The sequence below is a fragment of the Clavibacter phaseoli genome (assembly GCF_021922925.1).
Taxonomy (GTDB): domain Bacteria; phylum Actinomycetota; class Actinomycetes; order Actinomycetales; family Microbacteriaceae; genus Clavibacter; species Clavibacter phaseoli.
This window is the reverse complement of record NZ_CP040786.1, coordinates 1,095,832-1,115,165: the sequence shown is the minus strand read 5'-3', so window position 1 is coordinate 1,115,165 and position 19,334 is coordinate 1,095,832. Positions and strand designations below refer to the sequence as shown.

General features: G+C 71.2%; 20 protein-coding genes. 8 read left to right on the top strand and 12 right to left on the bottom strand.

Translation table 11 applies throughout. The features are described 5' to 3' along the window. Positions 1–62: 62 nt before the first annotated feature. The 5 genes from FGI33_RS05195 to FGI33_RS05175 all read left to right on the top strand — a co-directional run bounded on the left by FGI33_RS05195 (position 63) and on the right by FGI33_RS05175 (position 5,416). Positions 63–1,319, top strand: a complete 1,257-nt coding sequence (locus tag FGI33_RS05195) for a glycosyltransferase family 4 protein (protein ID WP_237582350.1) — start codon at positions 63–65, stop codon at positions 1,317–1,319. Further along, complete coding sequence (locus FGI33_RS05190) at positions 1,316–1,891, top strand: LbetaH domain-containing protein (protein ID WP_119433877.1); 576 nt, start codon at positions 1,316–1,318, stop codon at positions 1,889–1,891. Before FGI33_RS05195 ends, FGI33_RS05190 begins: the two co-directional genes overlap by 4 nt. Before the next feature lie 82 nt (positions 1,892–1,973). Beyond that, the gene (locus tag FGI33_RS05185) at positions 1,974–3,125 is read left to right on the top strand and encodes a glycosyltransferase (protein WP_182623259.1); all 1,152 of its coding nucleotides are present in this window, start codon (positions 1,974–1,976) and stop codon (positions 3,123–3,125) included. Positions 3,126–3,270: 145 nt separating this feature from the next. Then, complete coding sequence (locus FGI33_RS05180; RefSeq protein ID WP_119433875.1) at positions 3,271–4,476, top strand: O-antigen ligase family protein; 1,206 nt, start codon at positions 3,271–3,273, stop codon at positions 4,474–4,476. Positions 4,477–4,552: 76 nt separating this feature from the next. Further along, on the top strand, positions 4,553–5,416 hold the full coding sequence (locus FGI33_RS05175) for a glycosyltransferase family 2 protein (RefSeq protein WP_119433874.1): 864 nt from the start codon (positions 4,553–4,555) through the stop codon (positions 5,414–5,416). 105 nt (positions 5,417–5,521) lie between these two features. Here the strand turns inward: FGI33_RS05175 and FGI33_RS05170 are convergent, their stop codons facing one another. From FGI33_RS05170 to FGI33_RS05145, 6 genes are all read right to left on the bottom strand, one after another. Further along, positions 5,522–5,899 (bottom strand): acyltransferase, encoded by a 378-nt coding sequence (locus FGI33_RS05170; RefSeq protein ID WP_182623258.1) that lies wholly within the window; start codon positions 5,897–5,899, stop codon positions 5,522–5,524. A 250-nt stretch (positions 5,900–6,149) separates the two neighbouring features. Continuing rightward, positions 6,150–7,271, bottom strand: a complete 1,122-nt coding sequence (locus tag FGI33_RS05165) for a glycosyltransferase family 4 protein (protein WP_119433872.1) — start codon at positions 7,269–7,271, stop codon at positions 6,150–6,152. A gap of 104 nt (positions 7,272–7,375) precedes the next feature. After that, entirely contained in the window at positions 7,376–8,605 is a 1,230-nt protein-coding gene (locus tag FGI33_RS05160; RefSeq protein WP_182623257.1) for a lipopolysaccharide biosynthesis protein, read from the bottom strand. Positions 8,606–8,709: 104 nt separating this feature from the next. Then, complete coding sequence (locus tag FGI33_RS05155; RefSeq protein WP_119433870.1) at positions 8,710–10,275, bottom strand: sugar transferase; 1,566 nt, start codon at positions 10,273–10,275, stop codon at positions 8,710–8,712. A gap of 176 nt (positions 10,276–10,451) precedes the next feature. Further along, on the bottom strand, positions 10,452–10,739 hold the full coding sequence (locus FGI33_RS05150) for a hypothetical protein (RefSeq protein ID WP_237582348.1): 288 nt from the start codon (positions 10,737–10,739) through the stop codon (positions 10,452–10,454). 116 nt (positions 10,740–10,855) lie between these two features. Continuing rightward, positions 10,856–11,059: a cold-shock protein gene (locus FGI33_RS05145; RefSeq protein WP_012038298.1), complete on the bottom strand. Its 204-nt coding sequence runs from the start codon at positions 11,057–11,059 to the stop codon at positions 10,856–10,858. A 256-nt stretch (positions 11,060–11,315) separates the two neighbouring features. Here FGI33_RS05145 and FGI33_RS05140 point away from each other — a divergent pair, with 256 nt between their 5' ends. Further along, positions 11,316–12,986: a bifunctional 3'-5' exonuclease/DNA polymerase gene (locus FGI33_RS05140; RefSeq protein ID WP_237582347.1), complete on the top strand. Its 1,671-nt coding sequence runs from the start codon at positions 11,316–11,318 to the stop codon at positions 12,984–12,986. A 67-nt stretch (positions 12,987–13,053) separates the two neighbouring features. On the opposite strand, the gene FGI33_RS05135 is transcribed toward FGI33_RS05140, so the two are convergent. After that, positions 13,054–13,239, bottom strand: coding sequence for a hypothetical protein (locus tag FGI33_RS05135; protein WP_182623377.1), 186 nt, complete (start codon positions 13,237–13,239; stop codon positions 13,054–13,056). Between the two features lie 95 nt (positions 13,240–13,334). On the opposite strand from FGI33_RS05135, the gene FGI33_RS05130 reads away from it, so the two are divergent. Beyond that, a complete protein-coding gene (locus FGI33_RS05130) occupies positions 13,335–14,186 on the top strand; it encodes a DUF1684 domain-containing protein (protein ID WP_119435610.1) in 852 nt (283 codons plus the stop codon). Position 14,187: 1 nt separating this feature from the next. Here FGI33_RS05130 and FGI33_RS05125 read toward each other — a convergent pair whose 3' ends face one another. Then, the gene (locus FGI33_RS05125) at positions 14,188–14,790 is read right to left on the bottom strand and encodes a PadR family transcriptional regulator (RefSeq protein ID WP_237582346.1); all 603 of its coding nucleotides are present in this window, start codon (positions 14,788–14,790) and stop codon (positions 14,188–14,190) included. A gap of 261 nt (positions 14,791–15,051) precedes the next feature. Between FGI33_RS05125 and FGI33_RS05120 the strand changes: the two genes are divergently transcribed. Further along, entirely contained in the window at positions 15,052–15,570 is a 519-nt protein-coding gene (locus tag FGI33_RS05120; RefSeq protein WP_012038303.1) for a DUF3145 domain-containing protein, read from the top strand. A 94-nt stretch (positions 15,571–15,664) separates the two neighbouring features. On the opposite strand, the gene FGI33_RS05115 is transcribed toward FGI33_RS05120, so the two are convergent. The 4 genes from FGI33_RS05115 to FGI33_RS05100 form a co-directional block, all read right to left on the bottom strand. After that, a complete protein-coding gene (locus FGI33_RS05115; protein WP_086522308.1) occupies positions 15,665–16,906 on the bottom strand; it encodes a beta-ketoacyl-[acyl-carrier-protein] synthase family protein in 1,242 nt (413 codons plus the stop codon). 79 nt (positions 16,907–16,985) lie between these two features. Then, positions 16,986–17,234: an acyl carrier protein gene (locus FGI33_RS05110; protein WP_012038305.1), complete on the bottom strand. Its 249-nt coding sequence runs from the start codon at positions 17,232–17,234 to the stop codon at positions 16,986–16,988. A gap of 53 nt (positions 17,235–17,287) precedes the next feature. After that, positions 17,288–18,301 (bottom strand): beta-ketoacyl-ACP synthase III, encoded by a 1,014-nt coding sequence (locus FGI33_RS05105; protein WP_049791911.1) that lies wholly within the window; start codon positions 18,299–18,301, stop codon positions 17,288–17,290. Between the two features lie 30 nt (positions 18,302–18,331). Next, positions 18,332–19,252, bottom strand: a complete 921-nt coding sequence (locus FGI33_RS05100) for an ACP S-malonyltransferase (protein ID WP_119434764.1) — start codon at positions 19,250–19,252, stop codon at positions 18,332–18,334. Positions 19,253–19,334 lie beyond the last annotated feature (82 nt).

Here is a 19,334-nt window from a genome sequence, read left to right as displayed (position 1 = left end):
TCGAAACCTCGAGGCCCCAGAATGGGCCCATGGGGGATCTACGTACGACCGACGCTGCGCGCATGCAGACGGCGCCGGACCTGGGGGGCCTGACGGTCTGCCTGGTCGGCATCAACTACTGGCCGGAGACCACGGGCATCGCGCCCTACACGACCGCGATGGCCGAGGCGCTGACCGACGCGGGGGCGAGCGTCCACGTCGTCACGGGCATCCCGCACTACCCGCAGTGGAAGCTGCAGGACGAGCGCTACGCCGACGGGAAGCGCTGGGAGGAGATGCGCGACGGCGTCCGCATCACCCGCGTCCGCCACACCATCCCGAAGACGCCGGACCTCGCCGGCCGCGCCAAGCTCGAGGCGAGCTTCCTGCGCGGCGCGCTCCGCGAGGTGCGACGGGACACGAGCGACATCGTCATCGCGGTCACGCCGTCCCTCGCCGGCCTCGCCGCAGGGGCCCTCGGGCACGGCCGCCGTCCGCTGGGGGTGCTGGTGCAGGACCTCACGGGCAACGCCGCGGGCGAGTCCGGCACCACGGGCGGCAGGGCCTCCCGGCTCATCGCGTCGGGGGAGTACGCGCTCCTCCGCCGGGCCGACCGCATCGGGGTCATCACGCCGCGCTTCGGCGACCTGCTCGTCCAGCAGGGGCTGCCCGACGGATCCATCTCCGGGCTGCCGAACTTCACGCACATCACGCCGGTCGACGTCTCCACCGCCGCGGCGCGCACGCGCCTCGGGTGGACCCGCGACGCGTTCACGGTGGTCCACACCGGCAACATGGGCATGAAGCAGGGGCTCGAGTCGGTCGTGGAGGCCGCGCGCCTGTCCGACACGCGCGACCTCGGGATCGAGTTCGTCCTCGTGGGCGACGGCAACCAGCGGGCCGCGCTCGAGGCGCAGGGCGCCGGGATCCGCTCGCTCCGCTTCGTGCCGCCGCTCGACGGCGACGACTACCCCTACGCGCTGGCCGCGGCCGACGCGCTCCTGCTCAACGAGAAGCCGGGCGTGCGCGAGATGAGCATGCCCTCGAAGCTCACGTCGTACACGAGCAGCCGACGCCCGATCATCGCCGCGGTCGAGGACGGCGGCATCACCGAGAGCGTCGTGCGCGAGCACGGAGCGGCGGCGATCATCCCGCCGGGCGACCCCGAGCGGCTGCTCCAGGCGGCCCAGGACCTGCGCTGCGACACCGAGGGCGCGGCGGCCCTCACCACCGCCGCCCAGCGGATGTTCCAGAACCGCTACTCGCCCGTCAGCGCGCACGCCAGGTACGTGCGCTTCGCGCAGGCGCTGGCCGCCCTGGGCGCCGGGGTGCGCGCGTGACGGCCGCGCCCGACCCCGCGGTCGACGTCCCGGTGATCGACCTGTCGCAGGCTCCCGGCGAGCACCAGGCGTGGGACCGGCCGAAGCGCACGGTCTACCTGTGGGCCGCCGTCGAGCTGCTCCTCGTCACGAACCCGTGGCAGATCAGCTCGTCGCTCCGCGTCCGCGCGCTCCGGGCGTTCGGCGCCGAGATCGGCGACGGCGTGGTGTTCCGGCCGCGCACGCGGGTCAAGTTCCCGTGGAAGCTGCGCATCGGCGACCGCTCCTGGATCGGCGAGGGCGTCTGGTTCCACAACCAGGACCTCATCAGCGTGGGCCACGACGTCGTCCTCTCCCAGGAGACGATGCTCACCACGGGCAGCCACGCGCACCGGCGCGACATGGCCCTGATCACGCGCCCCATCGTCATCGAGCCGGGCGCATGGATCACCTCGCGCTGCCTGGTCCTCGGCGGCGCGCACGTGGGCCGATCAGCGCTCGCCCGGCCGATGACCGTGGTCGCGGGCGACGTGCCCGCGGGCGCGATCGTGTCGGGTCCCGACTGCACCGTCGTCGGCGCACGGTTCCCGTAGACGCGCCCCTCGCTCCCACGACACTCATCAGACGCAGTCGCCCCGGCGCGACCGAGTCCACCTCGAAAGGGTTCTGCCTCCAGTGCGAATCGTTCAAATCATCAACTCGCTGGACGTGGCCGATGGCGGTCCTCCGAGATTCGCCTTCGAACTGGACGCCGCCCTCAACGGCCTCCCTCACGTGACGTCGCAACTCGTGAGCGTGAAGGGAAGGCGAGCGGATTCGGTTGTCGCCGCCGCTGATCCCTCAGCGATCACTCGGCAGCGACCGCGTTGGCTCCGAGGTCGCGAGGACGCGCTGTCGCTCATCGGGTTGCTCCGCATTATCCGGTCGGCCGACGCGGTCGTCATCCACGGGTACTTCTACCCGTGGCTACCCGTCGCCGCCGTCGTGGCGCGCATCTTGGGAGCGGACGTCCATCTCACGCCTCACGGTTCGCTGACCCCGTATCAGCAGAAGGTGTCGGTGAAGCGCAAGCGGATATACGAAGCCGTGGTCGGAAGATCCCTGCGGTGGGCTATCACCCGCATCGTCGTGCAATCGAGGATCGAGCAGGAGCAGATCCACGAGCTCCTCCCGCAGGTCTCGACATTCGTCGGAGGCGTAGGGACCGCGCTCCCGGACAGACCTCGGATCGGCGATGACACCCACTCACCGCTCCGCCTCCTCTCCGTGTCGCGAATAGCGCCTAAGAAGAACGTCGAGGTGATGCTGCGCGCCGTGCGCACTCTGCTCGATGCGGGGGAGAACGTCCGGTTGACGATCGCGGGGACCGGGAGACCGGACTACGAGCAGGCGCTCAAGGGCCTCGCGGACGAGTTGCGGATCACGGATGCCGTGGACTTCGCCGGCTCCGTGACGGGCACGGACAAGAAGGACCTCTACGAGGGCAGCGACATCTTCCTGCTCCCCAGCGATGACGAGAACTTCGGGATCGGAGTCGCCGAGGCTCTGGCCCACGGCGTCCCGGTGGTGGCCACCGCGGCGGTCGCGGCCGCGTCCAGCATCACGGGCGACGCCGGTCGTGTGATCCCGAGACCGTCCGCGGACCTCCTCGCCGACGCGGTGCGCCGTCTCGCGGAGGTGGAGCCGTTCCAGGCCGCCAGGCAGGAGGCCGTCAGGGTCGCCGCGAGCGACTTCGACTGGCCTTCGGTGGCAGGGCGATGGCTCGAAGGGATGCGTCCCGCTCCGACGGCGCCCTCGCGCGGTCGGAGCCGACGGCGGACCACATGACCCCCCACCGCGACCTCCGCCCAGACGGAGCCCGGATGCGCGCCCACGGCCGGAGGGGCGTCATCGACGACCGCGTGCGCGGACCGCGTCGAGACGCACGCGTCGCGCCGACCAGGAGTCAGATCGAGAGAACGAGGTCCATCCGATGACGACCACGATGCGTCTTCCGACCGCGGCTCCCACGCCGCGCCCCACTCGCGCGCGCATCACGGACCTGACGCTGTGCGTAGCGGCCCTGTCCTCCTCCTGGAGCGCGGTCTCCATAGGCGGCGTCAACGTCGTGGACTGGCTGCTCTCCGGCAGCCTGCTGCTCACGTTGATCGCGCGGATAGCCCATCGGCGGCCGGTGTACATCTCCTTCTGGATGATCATCCCGTTCTTCGGCGCGATCGTGATCGAGACGCTCGCCGTCATCTCCGGCCGCAGCGACGCGTTCGCGTCCGTGATGGTCCTCCGCGTGCTCCTCGCCACGACCCTCGTGGCGGTCCTCATCCAGACGCTCGCGATCGCGAACACCAGGAAGCTGCTCATCGACCTCCTCGCCTGGTGGGCCGTGGGCATCACGCTGAGCTCCGCGACCGCAGCTCTGGTCGCGAGCGGCGCGATCTCGCTGCAAGGCGTCCTCACGCAGGCGACCGGGGAACGCCTCAGCGGCCTGGCCGCGCACCCCAACGGCCTGGCGTTCTCGATCACGATCGTGTTCCCTGCGTTGATCTACTTCCTGCGTTCAGCCACAGCAAAGGTCAAGCTCCTCTGGCTCGCCGCTCTCGTGATCAATCTCGGCGCCCTCTTCTTGAGCGACTCCCGCTCCGGACTGCTCGTGGGAGCGACGTCGCTCGGACTCTCCATCGTCCTCGCCATCCGTTCCACTCGAGGTCGCGTCTTGGCCGCGCCCGTGCTCCTGCTCGCGGGGAGCCTGGCGGTAGTGCAGCTGCCGGCGCTCCTAGCGGGGTCGAGGCTCCTCACGGGAGCCCCCCTCAGCGACGCGGCGCGCTCCAGCATCAATTCCACAGCCCTGCAGGAGTTCTTCGACAATCCCGTCCTCGGCGGTGGGTTCGAGGCTCTTGGAGGAGTCGCGGTCCCCCTCCAACTTATCTCCACCGGTGGCATCGTCCTCCTGCTCGGGTACTACACCTACGTGCTCCGCCCCGTGCCGGCCCTCTGGAGACGACGCGGAGACCACTTGGCGACGACGGGTCTGCTGTCGCTCGCCATGCTCGTCGCCTTCGGTCTGTCCAATCCCGTGATCCTCGAACGCGCGGCATTCTGGCCGGCTCTGATCGCCTACTTCTACATGCGATCCACCGAGGACCTCCTCCCGGAACGGGAGCCATGGAGCCCGACCCCCTGACGAAGAGGGCCGGACCGCTCCGAGCCCCACCATCGAGACAACACCCATCGCGCATGTCGGAGATCACGGAGAACCCATGAAGATAGCTGTCGTCGTCGCCACGATCGGCAGGCCGGAGAACGTCGCCGCGCTGACCGCATCCATGCTCCAGCAGACCATTCGCCCATCCCAGCTGATCGTCTCCGCACCCGCACAGGAGGACGTGATCGGGGTGCAGGGACTGGCACCCTTCGTGCAAGTGCTGATCGGCTCGAAGGGGGCGTCCGCTCAGAGGAACGCGGGACTCGACGCCGTCGCACCGGACTGCGACATGGTCGTGTTCCTGGACGATGACGCGGTCACGCGCGAGGACTACCTCGAGCAGGCGGCCATCGCATTTGGCGCGCACCTGGACGTCGTCGGCCTCACGGGCACGCTGCTCCGAGACGGAGCCGCAGAGGGATCACCGGTCTCGCCGGAGGACGCCATGCGCGCGCTCTCCGCGAGCGAGAGCGGCGGACACGCCCTCGCGGAGGTCCGAGGCCTGTATGGCTGCAACGCGGCCGTGAGATGGAGCGCTGCTCGAGACCTGCGGTTCGACGAGGCCCTGCCCTTGTACTCGTGGCTCGAGGACCTCGACTACTCGCGACGCCTCGCGACGCTCGGGCGACTCATGAGGAGCGAAGCCTGCGTGGCCGTGCACCTGGGAGCGAAGTCAGGCGGACGCCAGCAGCACAGGCGCTTCGGCTACTCCCAGATGTCCAACCCCATCCACCTCGTGAAGAAGCGGAGCATAACGGCGCGCCACGCCGGGGCACTGGTCGTAAAACCCCTCCTCGCGAACGTCCTCGGCTCCTTACGGGGCATCGACTGGAGGAGAGCGCGTCTCCGGGGGAACCTCCTCGGCGTGGGCGACCTCATGAGAGGACGCATCACCCCCGGACGGATCACCGACCTTTAGGAGTCGATCGCCACCGGCCGCAGAAGACCCGCAGGAGGATTCGAGTGACGGGACGGCCGCAGGCCCCACCACGGGCCGTGCCGTCGGCAAATAGCCGGCACCAGTTCAGGTCAGGCGTCGCTTGAGGCGTGCGGGGACGCCCGCGTACAGGCTGTCCCGCTCGCAGTCCTCCGTCACCATGGAGCCGGCGGCGATGACGCATCCGACACCAACGTTGACGCCGGGCAGCACGGTCGTGCCCGATCCGATCCACGTGCCGGAGCCGATGGACACAGGCCGTCCCGTGAGAGCGCCTGCGCGCTTCCGCGACGAACCGTCCTGATGGGTCGAGGTGATCAACCTCACATGGTCGCCGAGGCTCACGTGGTCGCCGATGGTGACATCGGCCTGCGCGTCGATGAAGCAGTCGACGTTGACGAACACCCCTTCGCCCAGCACCACGTCGGCATGCCCGCTGAGCTGGAGCCCGATAAGGACGTGCACGCGGGGACCGGTTGTGACTCCCGCCCACCTCAGCAGGACGGGACGGAACCTGTGCGGAAGCAACTCCATGGATGACAAGCTGCGGAGGAGGTCCACTCGGAGGCTGCGGCGGCTCATGGTCGCAACCCACGCCCGGCATGGACCGCCGTCGTCGCGGCCGTGCGCGCGGGAGAGGACATGAGGGGACCGCGGGGAGATCGGCCGTCATGCCTCGTCTGCCGTCACCCGTGGCAGGGCTCGAGGACCTCGATCACCTCTCCGACCTCGAGATGACACCGAGGATGGCTCCGCTGATGGCCTGGGCCGCTGCCTCGATCGTGGGATGTCCCACTTCCGCCGCCGCCCCATACAGGCTGGTCTCCACCCAAGCCCGCGCGTACGCCTCGGGGGTGGTCTCCGCCTCGAAGACGTTCAGGCCTCGGGTCAGGTACTCGTACTCCGGGGCGTGCGCCGCGCCCGAGCTCGTGAGCACAGGCAGTCCCATGACCAGGGCATCGACCGCCACCAATCCGACCCGGCCGGGATTGAGGAGCAGGCGGGAGACGGACGCAGCCGGCGCGTAGTCCTCGGGAGTCGAGTGTCCGAGCATGACGACCCTGCCGGTGTCGACGGCGAGGGCGTCGACGGACGCGCGCATCGTCCCGTCCCCTGCGACGACCAGCCAGACCGACGGATCCGCCTCCATGGCTATCCGTGCGGCATCGACCAGGAGATCGATCTTCTTGTACTCGTTCAAGGCGCCCAGGAAGAGCGCGACGGATGCATCGTCGGGGATGCCGTGACTCTCCCGGAAGGCGCGCGCCCTCGCAGGATCGACCGCCGCCATCGCGCGCTCCAGTCGCGACGTGTCCGTGGAGTTGCGGAAGGCCGTCACGCGAGCGGGGTCGAGTCGTGTGGAGCGGAGGACGTGTCGTCGACCCGACTCGGTGTAGGTCAGCACGTGGGAGGCATGCTGGTTGAGGCGGTTCTCCACCAGATCCGCGAGCTGCGACTGGGTCGTGGTCTCGGACAGGCCGTGGCCCAACGTGATGTACGGACGGCGGAGCGCCAGGCGCTGCCAGGCGTTGAGGTTGGTCCCCTGCATCTCCGTCACGAGCAGCACGTCCGCGCCGGACCAGGATGCGGGGATCCGTCGGAACATGAACTTGGGGATCCTTCGCGAAGGTCGGAACGTCCACGCACGCACCCTGCTGGCCCAGCGCGGCTCGATGCCATCCCCTCGGACGGCGATCTCCTCGTGCTGGCTCCGATCGCCTCCGTAGAACACGCGGCACTCCACTCGAGCTTCACCGAGCTCCTGGATGACCAGCTCCCATAGACGTTCGCGGTAGCCGGGTACGTATGGCTGCGTGATGGCGACTCTCTGCGTCATTCGCTTGCCTCCTGTCGTGTCGAGGTGTCATGCGGGCAGTTCGGTCCCGCGCCATCGTGATGCGCGGCCGCGCGCGAGACGCCGGCGGATCGGCGCGTGGGGCACTAGGCGTTGTCTTCCTTCCGGCGGACGAAGCGGCTCAGCCGGATCAGCAATGCGACGCATTGGACCAGGTACGCGCTCGCCAGGCCCAGCGCGGCGCCGGTCGCCCCGTTCGTCACGGCGCCCAGCGCCACGCCTGCCAGGCAGATCATGGTGGAGAGGACGCTGATCGTCGCCACGAAGTTCTTCTTGCCGACGCCCTGCAGCACAGCGCCCAGCAGCGCAGCGCAGGAGGCGAAGACCAGCCCGATCGCGGTGATCTGGAGGGGCACGACTGCCCCCTGGTACGCCGAGCCGAGCGCGAACGGGACGAGGAACGGGACCGCGGCGAAGAGGAGCAGGTACAGGAGGGCGAACAGCCCGCTGGCTCCGGAGATGAGCAAGAGGACGCCACGGAGGGTCCTCGAGGTCTTCTTCGCGGCCACGGGGAGGAGGACGGTCGCCAGGGATGCGGGAAGTATCCGCAAGGGGTTGGTCAGGCGCGCGGACGTCGCGTAGAACCCGGCCTGCAGCGGACCCGCGAGAGCGCTGGTGATGGCCGCGTCCAGATTCTGCGCCTGGGCCGCGACCGAGTTGATCCAGTATGGGTAGGAGCGGGAGAGGAGCACCCGCATCCTGGAGCCGTCGGAGGGAGCCAGCCTCCGCGCCACGTAGACGTACGCGAAGACCAGGGAGCCGACCGCGGAGGCCGCGACGGCGACGGAGTACGCCAGCATGGGCTCGAGGATCGGCACGATGGTCGACGCGAGGAACAGGCCCATGGTCGCCACGCGCCTGACGACGAGGTTGGTGGTGTTGATCCGCGCGTCACCGTCAGCCAGGACCACCCCGAGCCAGGTGTCGGCGCTGCGTTCGGCGGCGGCCCACACGGCCAGCGGCAGAAGGGACCAGTAGCGCGCGTCGACGAGCAGGGCGAGCGCGACGCCGAGCGCGCCTAGGCACGTCGCCAGGGTGATGGCGAGGCCCGTGTTCAGGCGCAGCGCCGCGGTGACGGACCCATCGAGACGATCCCGTGCGCGTTCTCGGATCACCAGCGTCGGCAGCCCCAGGTCGAACAGCACTTGCGGTACGGCGAGCAGTCCCAGCACGGCCGCGAAGAACCCGAACTGCTCAGGTGGGAGCGAGCGGACGAGGAGCAGCATGGTCGCTGCCTGCAGCAGCGCTGCGACGATCCGACCGACGGAGATCCACGCGAACTGGGAGCGTATCCGGCGACCGTCGTTCACGGGCACGTCCGTCCTAAGGCCTTCTGATCGCTCCGCGGACTCATCGGGCGCCGCATCCGATGACACGGTCGGGGGACCGGCTGAGGATGACAGCGGCGGAGTCTGGCCGCTCAATACGCCCCCTCTCGCGCCAGGACGGCCTTCGCCGTCCGCCACAGGATCACCAGATCCCCCATGATCGACCAGTTCTCCACGTAATAGAGGTCGAGCCGCACGCTGTCCTCCCACGAGAGGTTTGAGCGACCGCTCACCTGCCAGAGCCCGGTGATCCCCGGCTTCACGAGGAAGCGACGGTGCACCTTCGTCTCGTAGGCCTCGACCTCGCGGGCGAGCGGCGGTCGGGGGCCGACCAGGGACATGGTGCCGTTGAGCACGTTCACCAGCTGCATGAGCTCGTCGAGGCTGTAGCGACGGAGGAATCGACCGACGGTGGTGACCCGCGGATCGTCCTTCATCTTGAACAGGACCGAGTTCCCCGCGTCCCTGCTCTGCTGCTGCAGGTCGAGCAGGCGCGCCTCCGCGTCCGTCACCATCGTGCGGAACTTGAGCATGGGGAACGTGCGTCCGTTGATGCCCACGCGCTCCTGGCGGAACACGACCGGACCCGGGGTGCTCAGGCGGATCGTCATCGCGATGGCGAGGAACAGCGGCGACGCCACGATGAGGATGAGCGTGCTCGCGATGATGTCGAAGGTGCGCTTCGCGAAGAGCTTCGTGCCCTCATAGCGGGGCGTCTCCACGTGGATGAGGGGAAGGCCGGCGACCGGGCGGGTGTGGATGCGCGGCCCGCCGATGTCCGTGAGGCTCGGCGCGACCACGAGGTGCTGGCGGCCCGGCTCGAGCGACCAGCTCAGCTCGCGGATCCGCTCGGGCGACAGCTCATCGTTGCTGGCGATGACGATCGTGTCCGCGTCGACGGCGCGCATGGCGGCCTGCAGGTCATCGAGCTTGCCGAGGACGGGGATGCCCGTGCCGGGGAGCGTCGCGGCGATCACGCCGGAGGGGATGCAGGCCCCCACCACCAGGTAGCCCGCGAAGGGCTGGCGCGCGAGCTCGCGGGCGAGGAAGCCCGTGGACGCCTCGGATCCGATGAGGAGCACGCGCGAGGAGTACCGGCCCTTCGCGCGCTGGACGTTGAGCCACTGCCGCCACATCCAGCGGCTCACGAGGAGCGTCACGAGTCCGAGGGGCAGCGCGATGATGATGTAGCCGCGAGCGAAGTCGATGCGGCCGAGGAACGCGACGATGGCGACCAGGCCGAACAGGCGCACGGTGGCGCTGAGGATGAGGCGGTACTCCTGCGGGCCGGTGCCGAGCACGCGGTAGCTGCGGGTCCCGTAGAGGCCGAGGGCGATCATCCAGCTGGCGATGATGATGACGGAGATGAGGGAGTAGCTGACCGCGACGCCCTCGACGTCGCCGTTGAAGGCGACGTCCGACGTCTCGAACCCGAACCAGGCGATCTGGACTCCGAAGACGACCCAGATCAGCACCAGCAGGTCGGTGATGACGAGACCGAACGCGTAGGTCCGTCGCCACTCATGGGCCCTCGCGTCGCTGAGCTCGCTCTCCGGCCCCGATGCGCCGGCGCGGCCGTTCGCGGATCTGTCTCGCCCGCGTCCTCGCGCAGCGGCTGCCCTTCGTGCGTCGTCGTGCGTCGCCTGCTGTTCGATCATCGTCCCCCCAAGCCGATGGTGCGTCCCCCTGAGTCACCGTCGGCTCTTGGAGTCGAGACTACAGCGCCACCCCAGCGTTCCTGACGTCCCATGGACGCGATCGACGTGATATGTCGTGGGAGGACACGTCCGGCTCAGGCTGGCGGCGGGAGCCGCGGCGCAGCGCCTCGGGGACGTCAGATCCGCGTCCAATCTCCCCCGTCACGCCGCGTGATCGATCCGCGTACAACTTCGACGAGCTCCGCGGTCCGTGCGCGCACCGCCGCGGCGACGCGCTCGGCCGCCGCGTCGTCCTCCGCGGTGAAGCGCACCGTGAGCCGGGGCTCGCCGCGGACGACCTGCAGGTCATTCGCCTCGAGCGTCGCGACGCGGGCCGCCTCGGCGGCGGCGGCCGGCAGGACGGCGGCGGGGTCGGCGCCCGGTCGCAGCGCGCCGACGGTCATGGTGATGCGGTAGGAGGGCACGCTCCATGGTGCCGCACCCGGAGGCTCGCGTTAAATGGAGGACGGCCCCGACCACGTGGTCGGAGCCGTCCTCGGAAGCTCAGCGTGCTGCGCTCACCAGAGGCGAGCGGGTGGCATTAGAGCGGGCGGATGTTCTCAGCCTGGGGACCCTTGGGGCCCTGGGCGACCTCGAACTCGACCTTCTGGTTCTCGTCGAGCGACTTGTAGCCGCCCGTCGCGATCGCGGAGTAGTGAGCGAACACATCCGCGGTTCCGTTGTCGGGAGCGATGAAGCCGAAGCCCTTTTCAGCGTTGAACCACTTGACGGTGCCTGTTGCCATGACGAAATTTCCTTCAAAAGAGATGCATCGATCCCGGGACCCGGGACCGCGGGTCGCCTGCCCCTCGTGACCCCTCCGGCGGACCGGGCGGATCGTGAGGACCTGACGACTTGTTACCAACCCTAGCGGGTGAAACCGCGCCAGCGGGGGATGCGGGCACATTCTCGTCCGGTGTTTCCCTCCGTGACGCCTGCGGGGGAGCGGCGGGCACCGGCGGGGGCCGTCCGACGTCGGACGCGCACGGGATGATGAGGGGATGCACATCCTGGTCGCGCGGACGCCCTCCGGCGTGCGTCTCGTCGACCTCGACGGGACCGGCGCCGTCACGGCCACGCGCGACGTCCCGTCCGCCGAGTGGCCCGCGGTCGCCGCCGCGCGCGAGCGGTCCGTCCCCGCGCCGCGATGGGTGTGGGACGACACCGCGGTCTGGGCGCGCCCGCTGATCGCCGCGGGCGTCCGCGTCGCCCGCGTCCACGACCTGCGGCTCTGCCACGCCATCCTGCGGCTGTCCACGCAGACCGCCGACAGCGCGCTAGCCCAGCTGCCGCCCAGCCCCTGGGACCGCGCAGCGCCGGTCGGACGGGAGCCGTCGGCGTCCGCGACCCTCTTCGACGACCTCGACGCACCCGAGGGCCGGTCGCCCGACGAGCTGGTCGCCGAGCTCCGGCTGCAGCTCGAGGCGGTCGCGGGCAGCGCCGAGCCCGGCCGCCTCCGCCTCCTCCTGGCGGCCGAGTCGGCGGGAGCCCTCGTCGCCGCCGAGATGTCGGCCGACGGGCTGCCGTGGGACACGGCCGTGCACGACGCGCTCCTGCTCGACCTGCTCGGCGGACGGCCCGCGCACGGGGGCGCGCCTCCCGCGCTGGTGCGGCTCGCCGCGCGGATCCGGGAGATCCTCGCCGCCCCCGACCTCAACGTCGACAGCCCGCCGGACGTGCTGCGCGCCCTGCGCCGCGCCGGCATCGACGCGTCGAGCACGCGCCAGTGGGAGCTGCAGGAGATCGACCACCCGGTCATCGCGCCGCTGCTGGAGCACAAGAAGCTGTCCCGCCTCCTCACCGCCAACGGGTGGACGTGGATGGAGACGTGGATCCGCGACGGCCGCTTCCACCCCGAGTACGTGCCCGGCGGCGTGGTCACGGGGCGCTGGGCCGCCAGCGGAGGGGGCGCGCTGCAGCTGCCCCGCCAGATCCGGTCGGCCGTCCGCGCGGATCCCGGCTGGCGGCTCGTCGTCGCCGACGCCGCGCAGCTCGAGCCGCGCGTCCTCGCCGCGCTTGCCGAGGACCGCGCCATGGCCGACGCGGGCCGGGGGACCGACCTCTACCAGGGCCTCGTCGACTCCGGGGTCGTGGACACCCGCGCGCACGCCAAGGTCGCGATGCTCGGCGCCATGTACGGCGCCACCTCCGGCGAGAGCGGTCGCCTGATGCCCCGGCTCGTCCGGGCGTACCCGCGGGCGACGGGCTACGTGGAGCGCGCGGCACGGGCGGGGGAGAGCGGGGGCGTCGTGAGCACGCGGCTCGGACGGTCGTCCCCGCCGCCCGGCGACGCCTGGGTCGACGTGCAGCAGATCGGTCGCGCGGGCGAGGCGTCCGCGGCGGACGCCGCCCGCGCGCGCACGTCCGCGCGCGACCAGGGCCGCTTCACCCGCAACTTCGTCGTCCAGGGCAGCGCCGCCGAGTGGGCGCTCTGCTGGCTGGCCGGCCTCCGGCGCCGGCTCGCCGCGATGGAGCGGCCCGGATCACGCCCGCACCTCGTCTTCTTCCTGCACGACGAGGTGATGGTGCACGCGCCGGACGACCGCGTCGGGGAGGTCAGCCGCGCCGTGGCCGAGGCCGCCGCGGAGGCCGGCCGCCTGCTGTTCGGCGACGCGCCGGTCGACTTCCCCGTCACGATCGCGGTGGTCGACGACTACGCGCAGGCCAAGTGACACCGGGCCCGGACGCGACGACGCCCGGCCCCTCGCGGGGCCGGGCGTCGCGATGCCGTGGGGAGGATCAGCCGCCGGAGGCGACGTCACCCGTGTGGTCGTCGCCGTCGCCCGAGTTGCTGCCGGAGCCGTCGGCGGTCGCATCGTCCGAGCCGCTCTCTGTGGTGACCGAGGAGGAGGTCTCGACGTGCTCCTCGGTGTGCGTCGTCGTGCCGTCGTCGTCGGTCGAGGTGCTCTCGTGATCTGTGCTCATGGTCCGACCGTACGCTCGCGCTGCTCCGCGGGGAACCCCGACGGCGGACGCGCGGCCGACTTGGCCGGGACCGCGCGTGCGGCGAGGATGGGACCATGACCGATCCCGCACCCGCCGCCCCCGCTCCCACCGATCCGGCGGAGGTGCTCGCCGTCTACCGCTCGCGTCGCGAGCAGATGGTGGTCCTGCCCCAGGGCAACCTGGCCCTCGTCAACACGCAGTGGATCTCCGCGGACGCCGCTCCCCAGCCCGTCTACGGGATACCCGGGACGTGGTCGCCCCTCGAGCCCGGCGCCTCCGGCCTGCGGGTCCAGGGGACCGCGGCGGACGGGCTCCGCGTCGACGGCGTCCTCGTCGACGGCGAGGCCATCGTGCGCGGCCGCGACGACCCGCAGCCCTCGTCCGTCGTGGCCAGCGACACCGTGTCGGCGTTCGTCATCGCGAGCGAGGAGGGCGCGTACGCGCTCCGCGTCTGGGACGCGCGGTCCGACGCCATCCGCGACTTCGGCGGCATCGACGCGTTCCCGTACTCGGAGGAGTGGGTCGTGAAGGCCGACTTCACGCCCATCGAGGGAGGCCGGGCGATGGGCTTCGAGCACCTCAAGGACGACGGCGCGACCAAGGACAAGATCGTGCCCGGCGAGATCACCTTCACCAAGGACGGCGTGGACTACTCGCTGGCCGCCTTCCGCGAGGGGCGCGCGCTCCTGCTGGTCTTCTCGGACGCCACGAGCGGCGAGTCCACGTATGGCGTCGGCCGCTTCCTCATGGTCGCGCCGTCGCCCGACGGGACGATCACGCTGGACTTCAACCGCGCCTACCTGCCCCCGTGCGCCTTCAGCTACAACTTCAACTGCCCGATGCCGCCGAAGCAGAACCGCTTCGCCGTGCCCATCGAGGCGGGGGAGAAGAACGTGCTCGCCAAGGACGGCGGGCTGCTGCACTAGGTCAGTCGGCGGATCCGCCCGGAGCGCGCGCGGGACGCCCCCGGCGGGGAGCGGCGGCGAGTCCCGCGGGTCGCGTGCCCGTCGCGCGTGCTGCCCCGATCCGTCGCTCGGCCGCGTCGAGCCACGCCAGCCGCGCGTGCACCTGCGCCTCCTGGGCCTCCACGGACAGGAGGCGCGCCAGCGCGGGATCCCCGGCCTCCGCCTCGAGCCGCTCCCGGGCCCGGGTGAGCGCGGCCGCCTCGGCCAGCGACGCCTCACGCTGGATCCGCACGACCTCGCGCGCGTCCGCGTCGGGGAGCGACAGCGCCAGCGTGACCTTCACCACCAGCTCGTCGCGGGCCCCGACCTCGCCCACGCTCGCCCTGAGCCACGCCTCGACCTCCGCCGTGCCCGCCGCGGTGATCGTGTACGGCACGTGCCCCGCGTCGTCCATCGCGCCCTTGACGACGAATCCGTCGCGCTCGAGCCGGTCGAGCGTGTTGTAGATCTGGCCGACGTTGAGCGGGGCCTCGGTCCCGGTGCGTCGCGAGAACTCGGTCCGCAGCTGGTAGCCGTAGCAGGTGCCCTCGGTGAGGACCGCGAGGAGAGCGTGCCGCACCGACATGCCCGCCCCGTCTCCCGGCCCGGCGGGCCGACACCAGGAGCCTAGGCATTCCCGGCATGCATCCCGGCGGGACCCGCCGCTGACCCGGGAGCGCGCGGCGTCCCGCTGCGGCGCGTCGCGACCCGCATGTTGCCCGCGCACAGGATCACCCGCCATGATGAGACCTGTCGGCGCTCGCGCCGGCCGCACCGGCAGGTGTGGAGCTCGTCCATCGCACGCAGATCGTTGGGGAAGACGCATCTGATCGGATGGAGGAGACCCATGGAAGCACCCGTCGCCAACTCAAGACCGGCTCGAGGAGTGCTCTACGTGCACTCCTCCCCTCGCGCGCTCTGCCCCCATGTCGAATGGGCCGCCGGTCGTGCGCTGGGTCACGCCGTGAACTTCACGTGGGACCCGCAGCCGGTGCTGAAGGGCGCCATGCGCGCCGAGTACTACTGGGAGGGTCCGGAGGGATCCGGCGCCGCCATCGCCAGCGGCCTCCGCGGCTGGGAGCACCTCCGCTACGAGGTCACCGAGGACGCCGGCCCCGGCCGCGACGGCGGTCGCTGGATGCACACCCCCGACCTCGGCGTCTTCTTCGCGCAGACCGACACCGCCGGGAACACCGTGATCCCCGAGGACCGCATCCGCTACGCCCTCGACGTCGCCGGCTCCAACACGCTCGAGCTGCACCGGGAGCTCCGCCTGGCCATGGGCCAGGCCTGGGACGACGAGCTGGAGGCGTTCCGCCACGCGAGCGACTTCAGCCCGGTCGTCTGGCTGCACAAGGTCGGCTGACCCGAGCGGCACCCGGCGCGCGGCTCCTCCCCGCCCGCCCGCACATGACGAGAGGCCCCGACCGTCCGGTCGGGGCCTCTCGTCGTGCGTCCGGCTAGACGCTGCGGAACGCGATGACGGCGTTGTGCCCGCCGAAGCCGAACGAGTTGCTGATCGCGAGCAGGTCGCCGTCGCCCAGCGACCGCGGCGACGTGACCACGTCGAGCGGGATGTCGGGATCCTGCTCCGTGAGGTTGATCGTCGGGGGAGCGGTGCGCTCCGCCAGCGCCTTGACGGTGAAGACGGCCTCGATGGCCCCCGCCCCGCCGAGGAGGTGCCCCGTCGACGCCTTCGTGGCGCTCACGGGGATCCCGTGGACGGCGTCGCCGAAGACGCGCTCGAGCGCCTTGTACTCGGCGATGTCGCCGACCGGCGTGCTCGTCGCGTGCACGTTGATGTGCGAGACGTCGGAGCGCGAGTAGCCCGCGCCCTCGATGCTCTGGATCATCGCGCGCGCGGCGGCCGTGCCCTCGGGGTCCGGCGCCGTGATGTGGAACGCGTCGCTCGTGACCGCGCCGCCCACGAGCTCGGCGTAGATGCGGGCGCCGCGGGCCTTGGCGTGCTCCTCGGTCTCGAGGACGAGGGCGGCGCCGCCCTCGCCGAGGACGAAGCCGTCGCGTGCGATGTCGTACGGACGCGACGCGCGCTGCGGGTCGTCGTTGCGCTTCGACAGCGCCTGCATCGCGGCGAACGACGCGATGGGGAGCGGGTGGATGGAGGCCTCGGAGCCGCCGGCGACGATGATGTCCGCGCGGCCGGCCTGGAGGTGCTCGTAGGCGCTCGCGATCGACTCGGTGCTGGAGGCGCAGGCCGACACGACGGTCTGGATGCCGGCGCGCGCGCCGAGGTCCATGCCGACCGCGGCCGCGGGGCCGTTCGGCATGAGCATGGGGACGGTCATCGGCAGGACGCGGCGCGGGCCCTTCTCGCGGAGCGTGTCCCACGCGTCGAGCAGCGTCCACACGCCGCCGATGCCGGTCGCCCAGTCGACGGCGAAGCGCAGGGGGTCGACCTCGGGGGATCCTGCGTCGGCCCAGGCCTCACGTGCGGCCGTGAGCGCGAACTGGCTCGACGGGTCGAGCCGCTTGGTCTCGATGCGCTGCATGACCTCGGAGGACGGCACCTTGGCCTGCCCGGCGAAGGTGACGGGGATCTCCCACTTGGCGACCCAGTCCTGCTCGAGGGTGCTGATGCCCGACTCGCCGCGGAGGAGCGCCTGCCAGGTGTCCTCGGCGGTGCCGCCGAGCGGAGACGTCGCGCCGATGCCGGTGACGACGATCTTCTTGGGGGTGGTCATGCGTGGCGTCTCCTCGACGTCGGGAACGGGGGAAGGAGATGGCCGGCCCCGGATGCGGGACCGGCCATGCTCCGCGCGATCAGGACTGCGCGTTGGTGATGAACGTGACCGCGTCGCCGACGGTCTTGAGGTTCTTGACTTCCTCGTCCGGGATCTTGACGTCGAACTTCTCCTCGGCGTTGACGACGATCGTCATCATCGAGATCGAGTCGATGTCCAGGTCGTCGGTGAACGACTTGTCCATCTCGACGGTGTCGGTGGCGATCCCGGTCTCGTCGTTGACGAGCTCGGCCAGGCCGGCCAGGACTTCTTCGGTGGACAGTGCCATGTGTATCTCCTCGTGGTTCGTGATGACCGGAACAGCTTATGGGGCGGTGGGGCTCAGGGCAGGACGACGACCTGCGCGCCGAAGACGAGTCCCGCGCCGAACCCGATCTGCAGGGCGAGGCCGCCGGACAGCGACGGGTCCTCCTCGAGCAGGCGGTGCGTGGCGAGCGGGATCGACGCGGCGGAGGTGTTGCCCGTGGTGGCGATGTCGCGCGCGATGGCGACGGACTCGGGGAGGCCGAGCTGCTTCGCGAACTCGTCGACGATGCGCATGTTGGCCTGGTGGGGGATGAAGGCGGCGAGCTGCTCGGGCGCCACCCCCGCGCGGTCGAGCGCCTCCTTGGCGACCTTGACCATCTCCCAGACGGCCCAGCGGAAGACCTTCTGGCCGTCCTGGCGGAGGGTGGGCCACGCGGATCCGTCGCGCATGCTCTTCAGGGTGCCGGTCATGCCGACGGCGTCCCAGTTGGAGCCGTCCGAGCCCCACACGGTCGGCGAGATGCCGGGGGTGTCGCTCGGGCCGACGATCGCGGCGCCCGCGCCGTCGCCGAGCAGGAACGAGATGGAGCGGTCGGTCGGGTCGACGATGTCGGACAGCTTCTCCGCGCCGACCACGAGGACGTACTCCGCGAGGCCCGAGCGGATGAAGGAGTCGGCCTGCGCGATGCCGTAGGTGTACCCGGCGCACGCGGCCGAGATGTCGTAGGCCGGCGCGGGGTTCGCGCCGATGCGGTCGGCGAGGAGCGCCGCCATCGACGGCGTCTGCACGGTGTTGCTCACGGTGCTGACGAGGACGATGCCGATCTGCTCGGGCCGGATGCCCGCCTTCGCGATGGCCTCGAGCGACGCCGTGGTCGCGAGGTCGACCGCGTCGACGTCGGCACCCGCGCGCTTGCGCGTGATGATGCCGGTGCGCTGGCGGATCCACTCGTCGGACGAGTCGATCGGGCCGACGAGGTCGTCGTTCGGGACGTCGAGCTCGCCACGCGCGGCGCCGAGGCCCCAGATGCGGGTGAAGCGCTCGACCACGGGCGCGGTCTGGATGGTGGGGCGGGGCTGGTCGGTCATGGGTGCCTGTTCGGTGTCGGTGAGGCGGGATCAGGCGTGCGCGTCGAGCATGTCGATGGCCGCCGGGAGGTCGTCGGGCGTGGAGAGCGCGAGCGTCGGGAGGCCCTTGAGGCCGCGCTTGGCGAGGCCGGTGAGCGCTCCGGCGGGGGCGACCTCGATGAGGCCGGTGACGCCCGCGGCGGCGAAGGCCTCCATGCAGAGGTCCCAGCGGACCGGGCTCGCGACCTGGCCCACGATGAGGTCGAGGTAGGCGGCGCCGGACTCGACCCGGCTGCCGTCGCGGTTGGTCCAGACGGGGAAGCGCGGGTCGCGGGGCGCGAGGGGCGCGACGGCGGCGCGGAGGGCGTCGACCGCGGGCGCCATGTGGTGCGTGTGGAACGCCCCGGCGACCTGGAGCGGGATGACGCGCGTGCCGCGGAGGGGCTCGGCCTGGAGCGCGGCGAGGGCGTCGGGGGCGCCGGCGACGACGATCTGGCCGCCGCCGTTGAAGTTGGCGGGCTCGAGGTCGAGCTCGGCGAGGCGCGCGAGTACGGCGTCCTGGTCGCCGCCGACGACGGCGCTCATGCCCGTGCGGGTGGTCGCGGCGGCCTCGGCCATCGCGTCGCCGCGGGTGCGCACCACGCGCATCGCCTCGTCGTCCGTCAGGATGCCGGCGCCCGCGGCCGCCGTGATCTCGCCGACCGAGTGGCCCGCGATGCCGGCGACGTAGGCGTCACGGCCGTCGGCGAGGAGGGCGTGCAGGGCGACGATGCCGGCGGCCACGATGAGCGGCTGCGCGACGGCGGTGTCGCGGATGGTGTCGGCGTCGGACGTGGTGCCGTGGGTGACGAGGTCGAGTCCCGCCGCGTCGCCCAGCTCGCCCAGTCGTCGCGCGTGCTCGGGGTGCTCGAGCCAGGGGGAGAGGAAGCCGGGCTTCTGGGAGCCCTGGCCCGGGCAGACGACGATGATCATCCGTCCATCCTCCCGCCCGCCGCGGGGCGCGTCGGAGTCGGCGTCCTACAGAGGATCCGCCGGGACATTGTGACGATGCCAC